Consider the following 15,771-nt stretch of genomic DNA (forward strand, 5'->3'; position numbering starts at 1 on the left):
TTTTCGGCCTTATCAGGAAGACGAAGAGTTAAATCCGTAAAGTTCAGCCGGGTTATCGACAAATAACTTATGCCGAACCCGCTCATTACTTGCCCAGTGAAAAATATTTGAAAGAATTAACGCGTCATCTGGCATCTTCTTATTTGCGCTAATGAGATTCGGGTGCGGCCAGTCGCTTCCCCAGACCACGCGCTCGGTGGCTTCATGCAAAAAACCTGTGATCACGCCCGCCATGTCCGATACATCCTCCCGCTGCGACTGATGGTAAAGCGCCGACAGTTTTACCCAGCAGCGGCCGGTACCGATGAGATCCCAGGCGAGCTTCCATGCCGGATGGGACATCGGTTCGGGCTGCGGCAACCGGAAGAAATGGTCGATCACCAGCCGGCCCGGAAGCTGGATTAGCAAGGCGCGCAGCGTCCAGAGCTGGTCGGCGGTGGCATGGATCTGCACATGCCAGCCGCGTTCGGCTACCCGGGCGGCCAGCGGCATCAGCATTTCTGGCGTGGTGATACTGCCCGCGCCAAAATTGAAGCGGATGCCAGTCACCCCGGCGGCGGCAAGGCAGTCCAGCTCCGTGTCGCTGACGGCATCCGTGACCACCGCTTCGCCGCGCGCTACCGGGCCAAAGGACTTCAGCGCATAGAGTAAACAGCGGTTATCTGCACCGTAAGAGGACGGTTGAACCAGGACGTGGCGCGTAAAACCCAGCCAGTGTTTAAACGCGCGATAATCGCTGACGGTGGCAGCGGGTAAATTGCGTTTATCATCGGGCGCATAAGGGTAACGCCTGTCAAAAATATGATGATGGCAGTCACAGCTATTCGCAGGTAACACGATTCCGGGCAGAGACGTAATATGGCTGTATTTAATCTCTGCCTCTGTTTTCTCATTGTTCACGACGGGGCCTTACTCTTTATGCCATGCGTGCAGCACGTTAATTCATCAAACGCTTTAATTTATTTACGGCAGACTGCGGGCTACTTAATACTGCACAGGAGACGGCGGAACTGACCTGCAGGTAAGCGATTTCCATAGAAAAATGCGCCAGAAGAATAGCGTCGGCCTCCTGGTGTTGCAGGGCCGCCTCGACAATCAGCTGGTTATGCAGGCTGGCATTGCCGGCGTTCAGGGCATCGCGGGCACCTGGCACTATATAGCTGCTCAGGGTGGCCTCTGAGTGGCATGCGGTCGCCAGCTCCCTGAATTCGTCTTCCATCCCTTTTACCGCAGGCTCGAAGGTAGCCAGCATGACGATATTCCGCCCTTTCTTCAGCGCATCCTCGAACATCGCCTCGTTAGGCTTAAGCACGGGTAGCGATTTATCCTGTGCGCTGGCTTCGATGGCGGTGCCAAAGGCCGAACAGGTAAACAGCACCGCCGCGGCATCAATGCTGATGGCGTACTCCACTAACGCATTGATACGGCTATTCAGGCTCGGGGTAAGTGTGGACGCTTTCGCGCGATCCACGCTCAGGGCATCGTCAAGCAGGTTACTGACTTCAGCGTCAGGCCACAGCTGCTTAAAGGTGTCATTGATTGGTGCCACGGCCAGAGGGGTGGCATGGATCAGGACAATACGTTGGCTCATGGCTCTCTCCAGATAACAAGCTGCCCGGGTTTGGGCAGCCACAACTCATGCTCAGGAGCGAATAGCCGCTGCCACTTTTTCAGCAAAGGCTTTGGTGCCGCATGTGCCACCCAGATCCGGAGTACGGGTCTCCGGGTTCTCCAGCACTTCGTCCACCGCACGGTTGATCTCATCCGCCGCTTTCAGGAATTTCGGCTGGTTATGCTTCTCGGCATACCAGGCCAGCATCATTGCCGCGGACAGGATCATCGAAACCGGGTTGGCTTTATCCTGGTTCTGAATATCCGGCGCGGAACCGTGCTGCGCCTGCGCACAGCAATGGGTATCGCTGGCCATAATGGAGCCCGCTAAGCCCAGGCTTCCGGAGAGTTCGCTTGCCAGATCGCTGATGATGTCGCCGTAGAAGTTGGTAGCAACCAGCACGTCAAAGCGTTCCGGATTACGCACAAGGTGCGCGGTGGACGCATCCACCAGTAGGTCATCCAACTGCACTTCCGGGAACTCTTTCGCCACGGTGCGCACCGCTTCCAGGAACAGACCATCCGTCATATGGAAGCTGTTGGCTTTGTGGATAGCCGTCACTTTTTTCTTACGCTGCATCGCCAGCTCAAAAGCTTTACGCGCAATACGCTCAGAGCAGTGACGGGTGATTTTGCGGGTAGACAGCGCCATATCCGGGCTTGGCATTACCTCACCCCAGCCGCGCGTCATATTACGATCCGGGTAAAAACCTTCTGTGGCTTCACGCATGATCACGAGATCCATGGTTTTGCCTTCTTTCATGTTCGACGCCAGGAATGGACGCGTGCGGGCCGGGCGAACGTTTGCATACAGGTCCAGACCGATACGAAAGCCCGCTGAGACGTTGCGGCCACCCTTTTCAGGGGCTGGATAGTCCGCGTGGGACTGGGTACCGAGAATAATGCCATCGTAGGTTTTCGCTTTATCTAACGACTCCTGACGAAGCGTGGTGCCATATTTTTCCAGACTCTTGAAACCCACATCTTCGTAGTCAAATTCAAAATCCAGGCCGAAGGCTTTATCCAGTGAATTCAACACTGTTACTGCAGCTGAGGTGATTTCAGGACCGATACCGTCACATGGCAGAACCAGAATGCGCATAAAAACTCCAATAGGTTGTTTGCTTTCGATTGCATTTTTATACCAACAAATGCACACGCTGCAAGGTGATGGCGATCACAATAATCTGATAAAGCTTTTACAATTTAGCATTTTGTTTACATTTAAAGCATTTGCGAAAAGCCGATTTTACGTACACAACAGCCTTCCAGAGTTGCATCGTAGTGTTTATGGTTGATATACCCATGAGGCGGCCGGATCGCCAATAAAAGTGTGATCTTAACCACGCTTTAACAATTATCTAATTTGCATTTATAAATACATAAAAGCAATATAGCCATATCAACGGGTTTCTGAGGAATGAACATGATTAAGTTAGGCGTCATCGCCGACGACTTTACCGGGGCCACAGATATCGCCAGTTTTATGGTCAACGCAGGCTGGAAGGTGGTGCTTTTTAATGGCGTGCCCACAAGCGCTTTCGACGCGCAGGATACGGATGCCATCGTGATTGCCCTGAAGAGCCGCTCGATCCCGGTCAACGAGGCGGTAGAGCAGTCTTTATCGGCCTCAGCCTGGCTAAAGGCGCAGGGATGCCAGCGACAGCTATTTAAATATTGCTCCACCTTTGACTCGACCGCTCAGGGCAATATCGGCCCGGTGACTGATGCACTGATGAAGTTCTTAAATACGCCCGCCACCCTCCTCTGCCCGGCGGTACCGGATAATGGCCGCACGATAGTTCACGGCCATTTGTTCGTTAAGGGTGAGCTACTTAATGAAAGCGGTATGGAACATCATCCCGTCACGCCGATGAAACATTCCTCCCTGAAAAAACTGATGGAGGCGCAGTCCATGGGGCTGTGCGGGATGATTAATCTGGATAAGGTGAAAAATCACCCGCATGACATAGCATCTGAGATGGAAAAACAGCTGGCGAACAAAGCCCGTTATTTCATCTTCGACGTTCTTGATAATCAGGATCTGCTGACTGTCGCCCGGGCTACCGCGAACTTCCCGCTAGTGACCGGCGCCGCCGGGCTGGGTTATGCCATCGCCACCCTGGATGAGCAGAACACATTGTCCGGAAAACAGGCCATGCACATTGATGCCAGCGGATCCAGCGTGGTGCTTTCTGGCAGTTGTTCCGCCATGACCAATCAACAGGTGGATTTCTATCAGCAGCGCGCCTCCTCTCTGGCGCTGGATGTGGAAAAAATCATTCACGATCCCGCCTATCTGGAGTTCGTGGCGCAATGGGCAATCGCCCATGCCAGTGAGCCTATGGCACCGATGGTCTACGCCACCCAGCCGCCGCAGATCATTGAGCTGATCCAGAAGAACTACGGGGCTGAGTACGTCAGCGACCGGATTGAAACCTTCTTCTCTTCGCTGGCCCAGGCGCTGACCCGAGCTGGTTTTAACAAGTTTATCGTCGCGGGAGGCGAAACTTCGGGCGCAGTAACCCAGGGATTGAACATTGAGGGGATGATTATTGGTGAATCGGTCGCGCCGGGCGTGCCCTGGACCCAGGTCCTCAACAAACAGCAGTGGGTGATACTCAAATCCGGGAACTTTGGTAGCCAGGATTTCTTCCAGAAAGCACAGGAACATTATCATGAGTGAAAAACAGTTAAGAGAGGATATGGTTCGCTATGCACGTTCCATGTTTGAGCGCGGATACAGCAGCGGTGGCGCGGGCAATATCAGCCTAAAACTTCCGGATGGTAATATTCTTGCAACACCCACTAACTCCAGCTTTGGCGATCTCGATGCAGACGAGTTGAGCAAAGTGAGCATGCAGGGAGAGCTGTTGTCCGGCCAGAAAGCTTCTAAAGAGGTGCTGATGCATCTTGCGATGTATCGCCAACGCCCGCATTGTGGCGGCATCGTTCATCTGCACTCTCCCTGGCTCACCGCCCTGTCGTGCCTGCCAGGCATCGATCCTGAAAATGCCCTGCCGCCCATTACCCCTTATTACGTAATGCGGGTGGGTAAACTGCCGGTGGTGCCTTACATTCGCCCGGGCTCACCGATAATTGCAGAGCACGTTGAAAAGCTGGCGGCGGAACATAATGCCATTCTTTTAGCGAATCACGGCCCTATTATTTCTGGAAAAACTATCCGCGAGGCGGTATTTAATGCCGAAGAGTTAGAGGAGACGGCAAAACTTTATTTCATGCTCAAACCATTTGGCATGAATACCCTGACACAGGAAAATGTTGAAGAGCTCAACGCCACATTTAACATGAAGTAAGTCATAGCAATAACGCCCTGCGTTAATTTATTACGCAGGGTTTGCCCTGCCCGTGTAACCAAAATTATAATAAGGTCGCCTATGTCTCTTATGCTTATCACCGGGATAGTTATGTTTATTATATTAACCTGGTGTCTTCTGAAAAACATCTTCCCTCCCAGTATTTTATTTATACTTCTGCCTACCGCAGCCGCATTAGTGTGTGGCTTCGGTTTTAAAGAGTTAGGCGAATATGTCGCTCAAGGGTTGAAATCTGTCGTGGGAACGGCAACGCTCGTTGCCTTCAGCGCCATGTTCTTCACCCTGATGAAAGAAGCGGGTGTGTTCGACGTGATCGTTCGCTTTATTCTGCGGTTCATTACCCCCTCCACATTTTCAGTCTTACTCGCGACGCTGGTGATTGCCTCCATTTGCAGTCTTGACGGGAATGCCTATGCCACCCTGCTGGTCACTGTGCCCGCTCTGCTGCCGATCTATGAAAAGATGAACATCAGTAAAAAGACGCTGTTACTGCTGATCACCGTGGGTGTGGGCGTAACCGGGATCACCCCTTGGGGCGGCTCGCTCAACAGAGCGATCGCGGTGACGCATCTGGATATTCTGGACGTCTACTATCGGCTGATCCCGTTGCAGGCGATTCTATTTGTGCTGGGGGTTATTCTTTGCTGGTTTATGGCGAGGATCGAAAACAGAAGCGGCTCGGGTATGTCGCCGGATGAATTCCATCTTATGCGAGCCGATATGCTCACGTGTAAAACAAATCATAATTTCTGGCTGTTGAAACTGAATTTTGTCTTAGTCATCGCCACCATTGTTATTCTGGTCTCAGGTCTGATTGCCGGCAATTATCTATTTATGATCGCCTTCTCTCTGGCGATCATTATTAATTACCCGAACGTGAAGACTGCGCAACAAAAAATAAAAGAATATGCCCTGACGATATTTCCGGTGATCGTTATATTTTTAACTATCGGCGTATTTGTCGGTATTCTGCAAAACACAGGCATTATACAAGTGTTGGTGAACAACATTGCCGACATGTTCCCCGCCAGTCTTGGGCCGTATCTGTACCTTCTTCTTGCGGCCTTCAGTGTGCCAATTGTGATTCTGATTGGTTCTGATGCGTTCTACTTTGCGCTGTTACCCCTCGCGGTCGGCCTGGGCCAGAGCTTCGGCGTATCTCCTTTGTACGTCACCATCGCCATGCTCATCACCGAGCAGATTGGCCTGCTGCTAAGCCCGGTGATACCTGCCACGCATCTCGGCCTGAGCCTACTTAATTTACGGCTTGATGAACATATACGGCATTCTATGACGAAGGTCTGGATTATGAGCGTCTGCGCCCTCGTTGCAGCACTGGGAATCGGAACGATACCTGTATGAGAATGAGATATTTTTGGTCTTGGACAGACCCCACGCCTGTTGACAAATTCTGTCCTCACGACGAGGCCTTCCGGACTGACGCCGCCGAGGTGACTGTGGCGCCGTGCCCGGTTGTAAAACACTTCAATGTCATCGAAGATATCCGCCCGGGCCAGATCCCGGGTTTTGTATATTCTCTTCCTGATGCGTTCTTTTTTCAGTGAACTGAAGAACGATACGGCCACCGCATTATCCTGCCCGGCTCATGCTCGGTGCCAGGTTATCGGCCCGGCAGAAGCGCTGCCAGTCGTCACTGCCGTACTGACTACCCTGGACGCCCTTCTAAGAGTCAAGCCGTTATCAGGATGTTGTTGACCTGCCTGTTTTGATTTAGGAGACTACGCGTCCGCATAGAGGTCTCCTCCCTTATCGCCAGTCGAAAGCATAAGCTCATGCCATTAGTCCCGTTTGACCGCATGCGCTCAAAAAGCAGCACTCCTGTAATCAGCTGTTAGCGCGCGTTATATGCTCAAATCAGATTTATTAAACTTTTTAAAACTTCAGAGCATCTGTCTTTGCGCCATACTAATTCCCATTCCTGTACCAGGTTTAAATCTTCTAATGCCACAAACGACACGTTTGGCGGAGCAAGGTGTCTAATCCCTTCTGCAACGATGGTACATCCCATGCCGGCGCTAACTAACGTAAGCATGGATACTGCATCCACGCCGTGCATAACGGAACGCGGCGTAAAACCCGCATCGTAAAAGCAATGAATAAGTCGATCATGCCACGCCGGTGCGGCGGTACGAGGAAGCCATATAAAGTCAAGATTTTGCAAATCTCTTAAGTAACGAGGTTCCTTATTATCAGGCCACTTCCATTCAGCCGGATAAGCTAATAACATTTTTTCTTTGAAAACGGGGATTCCTGCAAAAAGAGGATCATTAAGTGGTCTGAACAATAAAAAACCAGCATCAAGATCTCCCTCAGCGATCTTTGAAAGTTGCACTTCAGATATGAGGTGGTGAAGCGTAATGCCGACGAGCGGTGACGTTTTCTTGAATTTTTTTAATAATGCCGTGATCGGCGGCGCTGCATTTTGTATTACAGGAAGTGCTAGAGAGATATTACCACATTCTCCACGGGAGGCCCGAATAGCACGTTCCTTTATGACCGTAACATTGTCGATTAATATTTCTGCGTCAATGAGGAACTGACTTCCTGCATCAGTAAGTTGCACTCCTCGCCCCGTTCGTTTGAAGAGCATGACTCGAAGATCCTCTTCCAGTTTTTGGATCTGCCGAGTTAGAGCAGGTTGAGCAATATGGAGTTCTAAGGCTGCTTGACTAATGCTGCCTAGCTTCGCTACTGAGATGAAGTAGCGGCATTGACGCAATTCCATAGATATACCTCGATGGTATGAGTTAGATGTTGAAAAGGTATTTTACGACATAGCTAGCATTCTCTATCATCCATGTAGAATGAATTCAAGCAAGTATTTTTCGGGCAGGAATTCACTAAGGTAGTTTGAGAAGATTGATTTTATGTGAATTAGATCAATAAAGATAAAATATTTGTTACCTTTTCGGGGGTTAACACTAACTAAAAAGAGATTTCTCATGTCAGATAACAATATAACAACTCTTAATGTGAAGAGGCTCACAGAATTTAGGCATGATTTACATATGCATCCAGAATTAAAATTTATGGAGCAACGGACATCCGATAAAATCGCAGATTTTCTTGCGGATCTGGATATCCCCTACACGCGAGGGCTAGCTTCTACGGGTATTGTTGGCAGTATATACGGTAAAAATCGTAGCGCTAATGATCCTGGACCAGCATTAGGTATAAGAGCAGATATTGATGCCCTGCCATTAGAAGAAGCGAATAAATTCATGCATGCTAGTAAGCGTAAAGGATGTATGCATGGATGCGGACATGACGGGCACACCGCTATGTTACTTGGCGCAGCCGAACTGCTTTCAGCTAATCGAGATTTTGATGGGACCATTCATCTGATTTTTCAGCCAGGGGAAGAAGGCGGCGCCGGGGCACGCGTTATGATGAACGAAGGGCTGTTTAAGCTCTTTCCTTGTCAGGCCGTATTTGCTTTGCATAACTGGCCTCACCTTCCGCAAGGACAGATGGGGACAAAAATTGGCCCAATAATGGCATCGGGAGTCACCTTTGAGATCACCGTTTTTGGAAAAGGTGGACACGCGGCTCTCCCCCAGTCAACTATTGATCCTGTGCCGATCGCCTGCTTTATTGTAACACATCTACAGACTTTAATATCACGTCGGATGAATCCTCTGGACGCCGCCGTGTTGACTATTGGAAAAATTGAGGCAGGCAGTTCTCCGAATATAATCCCTTCTGAAGCAAAAATTATGGGTACATGCCGTACCTTAACAAACGAAGCGCAATCATTAATTTTGGATAATATGCAGCACATTGCCATCAGCATAGCAGAAGCACATGGCGCACATGCTGAGGTAATTATAAAAGAAGGTGGTTATCCAAATACAAACAATCATCCCAAAGAAGCTCGATTTATGGCTAAAATGATGCGGGAAATTGTTGGTGAAAATAATACGCATGATAATGTTCTTCCAGCGATGACCGCCGAAGATTTTGGTTTTATGCTCCAGGAAGTACCTGGCGCATATGGATGGATTGGGAATGGTAATGATGCACTTTCTCAAGGGGATCTTCATAGTACATCATATGACTTCAATGATAAAAACCTCGAATTAGGTGCTCTCTTTTGGGAAAAACTGGCACGTCAATGGTTTATTACAGAGGTTACACATAGTTAGCTGTCATTTCGCCCGTAAAGTCCTAACAGGTAAAATCTGCTCTCTCCAAATATCAGGAAAATCATAATTTATCGCCCTATAATAATCATAAGGATTAATAAATGAAAAATGATACTGATTTGCCCCAAAGTGTCACAATTTTAGAGCATGTACAAAAACCTACCCGACAGCGTTTTTTTGTGTTAGGGATTTTATTCATTAGCTTATCGATTATATATCTTGACCGTGTCAATATTTCTATTATTGCAGCGAATACACATTTTTTAAACGAAATGCATCTTAATGACAAACCAATATTAGTTGGCTTGTTGATGTCTTTATTCTTAGCGAGTTACGGGATTGCTAATGTTTTTTTAAGCCCTATAGGAGATTATATTGGCCCTCGAAGAGTCATGCTTATCGCTTATGTGGTGATAAGCCTGTCACTTTTGGTTGGGGGGATGTCAAGTTTCTTTGCTATATTATTAGGAACCAGAATTTTGCTAGGTATTGGTGAAGGTCTTTACTACCCGATGCAAAATACAATCATAAAAAATTGGTTCCCTGCTGGAGAACGAGGTCGAGCAAATACGGCATGGATCTTAGGGCAGTCCCTCGCTCCTGCACTAGCCATGCCTCTTTATACCTGGATCATAGCTGAGCATTCCTGGCGTCATACTTTTTATTTTTCATTTTCGTTAACCTTGTTACCCATTGTTCTAATCTATTTTTTTACATCAAACTTCCCACAGGAGAATAAATATGTAAACGATCTTGAACTCAAAACAATCAATAAAAGCACCACGGAGGAAGTTTTACATAAAAATAGCAGTGAAAAAATTTCAGTTATTGAACGTGCCAAAGTATATCTGTGCAATTTTAATTTTTGGATTTTATTGGCTGTTTTTTCATCTAACTCCATGCTGTCATGGGGTGTCGTAACTTGGCTTCCAACATATTTAAATACCGAGCGCGGTTTTTCATGGGCAAATGTCGGTTGGATGTCAGCGCTTCCTTTTATATTTGGACTTTTGTTCAAAGTGCTCGCTGGGTTCATTGTCGACAAAACTGACAGGAAAGGCATGGTAATGTTTGCCTCCGCCATGTTGTGTGCTGCAAGCATCCTGATTGGAGTGAATATAACTAATAATGTTTTCGCTGCCATCGTGATCTCTTTCGGTATCGGTGCCTCCTCAATGCAGCTGCCCTGTGTGTTTACCCTTTTGCAATCAATGGTTCCTGCAGAAGCGATGTCTGCAGCTGCGGGGGCTTTAAATGGCATGGCCGTTGGTTTTGGTGCATTATCACCTGTATTAATTGGTTTTATTCTGAGTGTTACTCATAACTTCTACGTTGTTATGTATCTCCTGGTTGGGATAGTGATACTTGGCGGTTTGTTTTCATTATTATTTAGCCGCCGCAGAAATTAATTTTTAAAGTAAGCGCTATTCATTGTTTTGATATTAACAATGGCGACACTCACGTGTCGCCATTGTTCTGCGAGAAAGCATAGTAATATAACGCGAGATTAAATATAGCCATATCTGGTTTTAGATTTACGCGCCATAACATTTTCTTTCATAAATTTAATGTGTGCATATAGCTCGTCTTTCATCTTTAAACGTATTCAGAGATAAAATCACCGGGTGCCAGGTCATGATAGAAGACTGTCTCCCTTCGTTGGACTGATAAAGTTGCAATCTCAGGCCACGGGAACGATACTCCATATCGCGATTGACTGGCAAACATTATGTAATGAAAGGATTATACGTGATATGTGTGAAATGAAGACCATTCACAAATTACAGAATGATGAATAAAACGGTTTGCGATCACTTGGCGCGCCCCCTAATAACTGCATATAATGCTGCCAGAGAGAACCAGCGAGGGGTATTATTACAATATTCTTCCCATTGTCGGCCAAACAGTTCTTGCATGCCAGCCTCTTCAACCTGTATATGCAAGTTGCTCAGCAGTAAAATGAGAAGCGGGGTAATCATTAAACCAGCTACACTACTTAACAATAGGGCCAAAGCGATATGTATCCCTATAAATCCAAGGTACACGGGGTTACGGGAAAAACGAAAACATCCTCTGGTCACCAGCGTACTGGTTCGTTCCGGATGTAATGCATTGAGGGTTGTGTGATTGCTCATCAACGTTACCAGTCCCGTCAGAGACAGGCCAAGACTAATGCCTCCAGTGACCAGGGCGGTGCATACTCTCCATGATACGGTGAATATCTCATCAATATGCATAAGTACAGGCCAACGCGCCCACATATTGACCAGTAAACATAGTAGTAAAAGCACCGGCGGTGCCAGCCCCTTTCTTGCAATATCTTTCATTCTAAACATGTTATCCCTGCTGCTGTGGATTCAGGAGCGAGTCAAAATTAACACTGATTTTCTCACTCATTGACGCGTGCCCGCCCCTGGTCCTTGCCTACGCAGTTATGCCCTCATCATTCAACTTCTTCAGTTAACAGGATTAAAACAAATATTATTTCTGTCTTCTTATTTTACATGTAGTAAATAAATTCAATATCGTCAATCCAGGAAAGAAACACGGAGGCCAAAGCAAAAATAGTGCACCTGTTTTTACAGCGTCTATCCACTTTGCCTCCTGTTGTATTACCTAATATACGCGATAGCCTCGATTTCAACTAAGGCTTCTTTTGGTAATTTGCCGGCCTGAATGCATGAACGTGCTGGCGCTCCTGAGTCGCCAAAAAATTCGGTGTATACTTCATTAAATACTGCAAAATCCTCCATCTTTGCGAGAAAACAAGTGGTTTTAAGCACAGTATCCAGCGAGGCGCCTGATTGCTCCAAAACGGCTTTTACATTCAATAATGATTGACGAGTCTGTTCCCTTACTCCTCCTTCGGGAAATTTCATTGTTGATGGATCCAGAGGTAGCTGGCCTGAAGTCATCACCAAATTACCAAATGACACCCCTTGAGAATAAGGTCCAATGGCTGCTGGAGCTGCTTTGGTATTAATAATTTTTTTCATCTTTATCTCCTGAAAATAAAAAATGCCGTCTTCTCGCGCAAAAAAATCTGATTTACATCATTATTACGTTGTTTGGATTTCAGTTAGCAAGCGTAAGCAGTGCTGTCGGGTAAAGTTAATAAAGTCAGTGATATAGTCCTTATTGATGTTTTCTGTAAGTGTAGCAAGCCAAATTTCTGAAATTAGTTTATTTTCTGTAATTGACTTTGCTGTGACGTATTTTTTATCAAGATATTCTGATACTGCCCAGATAGGCAATGCGGCAATACCCCGCTGGCAGGCAACCTGTTGAATGATAGCCATGGTGAGCTCTGTTGTTTTCCTCCTTATTGGAATGCCGGCAGGTTTAAGGACTTTTCGACAAAGATCGATACGTTCATCCGGTACTGCGTAGGTGATGAGCGATTCACCACGGAAGTCCTCCGCTTCAAGCCAGGGCTTTCGCGTTAAAGGATGTTCATTTGCCAAAATAGCAACCATTTCATATTTAAATAAGGAGCTATAACTCACCAGGTCTGTCTGCTCGGTTTCATCCACGATGGCAACATCAGCTCTGTTTTGCAACAAAAGACCCACTGGATCTGGCTGAAAACCAGGCAAAATATCAATTTCAACCTCAGACCATTTCTTACGAAACTCATCCATCACCGGTAGTAACCAGCCATAACAGGTGTGACACTCTAGGGTTATCCGGAGCGCGCCCTGTTTTCCGAGCGCTAACTTATAAAGATCCCTGTTGGTTTCCTCCATTGCATCAAGCACGGTTTCAGCAAGCTGTAACAGACGCTCACCCGCCAGGGTAAACTTTACGGGCGATGTTTTTCGCATAAACAGAGAAACGCTATAGTGCTCTTCGAGCTGTTTGATCTGGTGCGATAATGCCGATTGAGTCAGTTGCATAGCTGCTGCCGCGCGCGTCAGGCTTCCTGTTTTACGCAATGCTAAAAGAGTTTGTAAGTGCTTAAGGTCTATCGGAATATCCATTACTGCTTCCGTTAATCACAACGTTTTGTCATAGCGCTAGTATAACAAGCGCCAGCCTGACTGGCGCTTTTCCTGGTTCTTACGCCTTTAGATGACGTAGCGCCCGATCCAGGTCTTTTACTAAATCTACGGGATCTTCTAAGCCGATCTGTAAACGGAAGGAGTGCCCTTCGTACGGCCAGTGATATTCCGGACGATCTTTACGCGGGTTAAACGGAATAGCCAGGCTTTCAAAACCGCCCCACGAAAAACCGATGCCGAAATACTCCAGGCTATCAATAAACTTCTCCACGGACTCTTTTGAATAGTGAGGTTTAAGCACCACGCTAAACAAACCGCTGGAACCGGTGAAGTCACGTTTCCAAATTTCGTGACCCGGACAGGAAGGTAATGCCGGATGTAGCACCTGCTCCACTTCTTCACGTTCCTCAAACCATTTAGCAATTTTAAGCGCTGAATCCTGATGGCGTCCAAGACGCAAAGACATAGTACGCAATCCGCGCTGTGCGAGATAAACATCATCCGGCGCAGCATGCAGACCAAAGAGATAGATAAAGCGACGAATGGCAAGCCAGGTTTCTTTATTTGTGGTGATCAACCCCATCTGCGCGTCAGAATGTCCAACGATATATTTAGTGGCAGCATGCACGGAGACATCCACACCGTGCTCAAATGGCTTGAAAAACAGCGGTGTCGCCCAGGTATTATCAATAATAACTTTAGCGTTGTGGGCATGCGCCACGCGAGTTATTGCCGGAATATCCTGGATATCGAAAGTTTGGGAGCCAGGAGATTCTGTAAACACTACGGTCGTGTTTTCCTGGAACAGTTCAGCAATGCGATCGCCAATAGTCGGATCGAAAAAGGTTGCCGAAACGCCCATTTTGGCCAGCACATTATTGACGAATCCACGCGTCGGGCCGTAAACGCTACTACTGACCAGGATATGATCGCCATTTTTAACCAGAGCCAGTAACGCACTTGTGCAGGCTGCAAGTCCAGTAGGCACCAGTAAAGATCGGTACCCCCCCTCCAGTTCGGCCAGGGCTTTCTGCACGGCGAAGGTGATAGGCGTTCCAAATCGACCATAATACATCACTTCATCTTCCGCATCTTCAAACAGCGCCTGGTGGCGCTCGTTGAGCTCTTTGCAGTTTTTGAAGATGACCGTTGAGGCGTGATATACAGGCGGGTTAACCACACCACCAAATACTTCGGGATCGAACGGACCATGACATAGATACGTTTCTGGTGATATCTGGTTATCAAAACTATGATTAGACATTATTACTATTCCTCTGATTACAACTCTTACTGTCTTATTTATGGCCTATTACCTCTCACGGGATAACTGGAGAGGACAACTCATTAAGCGCGGTTTTTAGGCGTTTTACCGCTTCTTTAAGGCTTTCTTCTGTGGCGCTGACATACGACATTCGTAGGGTGGAATGATCCGGTTCTTCGCAGTAGAAAAATTCACCAGGCACGTACACCACGCCGTTGCGCAATGTTTTCTGAAGCCACTGCGTGGTATTCATCTCATATTTAAACTTTGCCCATAAAAACATACCGCCCATCGGCTGATGGAACGTGATGTGGTCACCTAGTTCGTTCAACAAATGGTGGCTTAGAACTCGACATTTGCGCTCATAAGCCTTTCGGATGAGTGCGATCTGTCCCGGCAAGCGGCCACTGCTTAAATAGTGGTAGGTAAGTGACTGCGAGAGAGAACTTGTATGTAAATCTGTGGTTTGCTTGATGTTGACAACCCCTCTTTTGAGCCAATCCGGTAGCACCAGCCACCCTACCCGAGCGCCTGGCGCGAGGATCTTCGAAAAGGTTGATGTGTAAACAACGTTATCACTGTTACCCCTTTCCGCAGACCATGCTCTGAGCGGAATGAATGACGTATCCGTAAAATTGATTTCGCCGTAAGGGTCGTCTTCGATGATGATAAAATCGTAGCGTAGCGAGAGTTCCACCAGCTGTTTACGCCGTTGCTCCGCGAGGGTAACGCCGCCGGGATTACCAAACGTGGGTACGATATACACTGCTTTTATCCGAGTCGTTAGAAGCAGCGTTTCCAGCTCATCGACAATCATGCCCTGAGCATCAGTTCCTACCGACATCAGGTTCGCTTCAGCAAGCTGAAATACCTGCAGTGCCGCCAGGTAAGTAGGCCGTTCTAACACCACTACATCGCCAGGATTAATCAGTGCCCGAGCAAGAATATCCAGAGATTGCTGCGAGCCAGAGGTCACAACGACATCCTCTACGCTGCAGTGAATTCCCCGGTCACGCATGATCTGGCAGATGGCTGCCCGCAGTTCAGAATGACCCTCACTCAATCCATACTGAAACGCGTCTTTCCAACCATGGGTCAGGATATTATCCATAGCAATCTGTAAGCCTTCCCGATCAAACAAGTTTGGATCTGGTATTCCGCCGCCCAGGGAAATAACACCGTCCATTTTGCTGTGTTTCAGTAGTTCTCTAATTGCAGATGATTGAAGGTTTTGTAACTTTTTTGCGATTTTATTGCGCGACATCTCCGCTCCTCACCTTTTTTATATAACGCTTTTAATATCACAGGTACGCAGCGATGATAATTATTTTTTCGCTGGCACTTTTATTTGTGGGTCAACATGAATTGAATTAATGATGACCCACAACAGG

14 protein-coding genes and 1 pseudogene are annotated in these 15,771 nt (G+C 47.5%); 5 read left to right on the top strand and 10 right to left on the bottom strand.

The window, feature by feature from the left end:
- Positions 1-12: 12 nt before the first annotated feature.
- From LGM20_RS12730 to LGM20_RS12740, 3 genes are all read right to left on the bottom strand, one after another.
- Positions 13-837 (bottom strand): amidohydrolase family protein, encoded by an 825-nt coding sequence (locus tag LGM20_RS12730; RefSeq protein ID WP_224222689.1) that lies wholly within the window; start codon positions 835-837, stop codon positions 13-15.
- A 100-nt stretch (positions 838-937) separates the two neighbouring features.
- Positions 938-1,591, bottom strand: a complete 654-nt coding sequence (locus LGM20_RS12735) for a hypothetical protein (RefSeq protein WP_023318255.1) — start codon at positions 1,589-1,591, stop codon at positions 938-940.
- Between the two features lie 51 nt (positions 1,592-1,642).
- Positions 1,643-2,713 carry an isocitrate/isopropylmalate dehydrogenase family protein gene (locus tag LGM20_RS12740; protein ID WP_044523096.1) on the bottom strand — a complete coding sequence of 357 codons (1,071 nt, stop codon included), beginning with the start codon at positions 2,711-2,713 and terminating at the stop codon, positions 1,643-1,645.
- A 324-nt stretch (positions 2,714-3,037) separates the two neighbouring features.
- Between LGM20_RS12740 and otnK the strand changes: the two genes are divergently transcribed.
- The 3 genes from otnK (at position 3,038) to LGM20_RS12755 (ending at position 6,311) form a co-directional block, all read left to right on the top strand.
- A complete protein-coding gene (otnK, locus tag LGM20_RS12745) occupies positions 3,038-4,297 on the top strand; it encodes a 3-oxo-tetronate kinase (RefSeq protein ID WP_044523094.1) in 1,260 nt (419 codons plus the stop codon).
- Positions 4,290-4,928 (top strand): 3-oxo-tetronate 4-phosphate decarboxylase, encoded by a 639-nt coding sequence (gene otnC, locus LGM20_RS12750; protein WP_044523092.1) that lies wholly within the window; start codon positions 4,290-4,292, stop codon positions 4,926-4,928. Before otnK ends, otnC begins: the two co-directional genes overlap by 8 nt.
- A gap of 111 nt (positions 4,929-5,039) precedes the next feature.
- The gene (locus LGM20_RS12755) at positions 5,040-6,311 is read left to right on the top strand and encodes an SLC13 family permease (protein WP_240322545.1); all 1,272 of its coding nucleotides are present in this window, start codon (positions 5,040-5,042) and stop codon (positions 6,309-6,311) included.
- Positions 6,312-6,379: 68 nt separating this feature from the next.
- Here the strand turns inward: LGM20_RS12755 and LGM20_RS12760 are convergent.
- Together LGM20_RS12760 and LGM20_RS12765 are read right to left on the bottom strand one after the other, a co-directional pair.
- Positions 6,380-6,623 (bottom strand): annotated as a pseudogene (locus LGM20_RS12760) (IS3 family transposase); the annotation flags it as partial.
- 196 nt (positions 6,624-6,819) lie between these two features.
- Positions 6,820-7,695, bottom strand: a complete 876-nt coding sequence (locus tag LGM20_RS12765; protein ID WP_044523087.1) for a LysR family transcriptional regulator — start codon at positions 7,693-7,695, stop codon at positions 6,820-6,822.
- Between the two features lie 217 nt (positions 7,696-7,912).
- Here LGM20_RS12765 and LGM20_RS12770 point away from each other — a divergent pair, with 217 nt between their 5' ends.
- Together LGM20_RS12770 and LGM20_RS12775 are read left to right on the top strand one after the other, a co-directional pair.
- Positions 7,913-9,115: an amidohydrolase gene (locus LGM20_RS12770; protein WP_072013419.1), complete on the top strand. Its 1,203-nt coding sequence runs from the start codon at positions 7,913-7,915 to the stop codon at positions 9,113-9,115.
- A 101-nt stretch (positions 9,116-9,216) separates the two neighbouring features.
- Positions 9,217-10,524: an MFS transporter gene (locus LGM20_RS12775; RefSeq protein ID WP_044523085.1), complete on the top strand. Its 1,308-nt coding sequence runs from the start codon at positions 9,217-9,219 to the stop codon at positions 10,522-10,524.
- Positions 10,525-10,926: 402 nt separating this feature from the next.
- On the opposite strand, the gene LGM20_RS12780 is transcribed toward LGM20_RS12775, so the two are convergent.
- The 5 genes from LGM20_RS12780 to LGM20_RS12800 form a co-directional block, all read right to left on the bottom strand.
- Positions 10,927-11,442 carry a methyltransferase family protein gene (locus LGM20_RS12780; protein ID WP_224222688.1) on the bottom strand — a complete coding sequence of 172 codons (516 nt, stop codon included), beginning with the start codon at positions 11,440-11,442 and terminating at the stop codon, positions 10,927-10,929.
- A 285-nt stretch (positions 11,443-11,727) separates the two neighbouring features.
- The gene (locus LGM20_RS12785) at positions 11,728-12,111 is read right to left on the bottom strand and encodes a RidA family protein (RefSeq protein WP_032452850.1); all 384 of its coding nucleotides are present in this window, start codon (positions 12,109-12,111) and stop codon (positions 11,728-11,730) included.
- A 63-nt stretch (positions 12,112-12,174) separates the two neighbouring features.
- Positions 12,175-13,095: a LysR family transcriptional regulator gene (locus LGM20_RS12790; protein WP_044523082.1), complete on the bottom strand. Its 921-nt coding sequence runs from the start codon at positions 13,093-13,095 to the stop codon at positions 12,175-12,177.
- Between the two features lie 79 nt (positions 13,096-13,174).
- Positions 13,175-14,380, bottom strand: coding sequence for a cystathionine beta-lyase (gene metC / locus LGM20_RS12795; protein ID WP_075206815.1), 1,206 nt, complete (start codon positions 14,378-14,380; stop codon positions 13,175-13,177).
- A 55-nt stretch (positions 14,381-14,435) separates the two neighbouring features.
- Positions 14,436-15,644 (bottom strand): aminotransferase-like domain-containing protein, encoded by a 1,209-nt coding sequence (locus LGM20_RS12800; protein ID WP_044523079.1) that lies wholly within the window; start codon positions 15,642-15,644, stop codon positions 14,436-14,438.
- Positions 15,645-15,771: the final 127 nt, after the last annotated feature.

The sequence above is a fragment of the Klebsiella quasipneumoniae subsp. quasipneumoniae genome, from assembly GCF_020525925.1.
In the GTDB taxonomy this organism is placed as follows: Bacteria; Pseudomonadota; Gammaproteobacteria; order Enterobacterales; family Enterobacteriaceae; genus Klebsiella; species Klebsiella quasipneumoniae.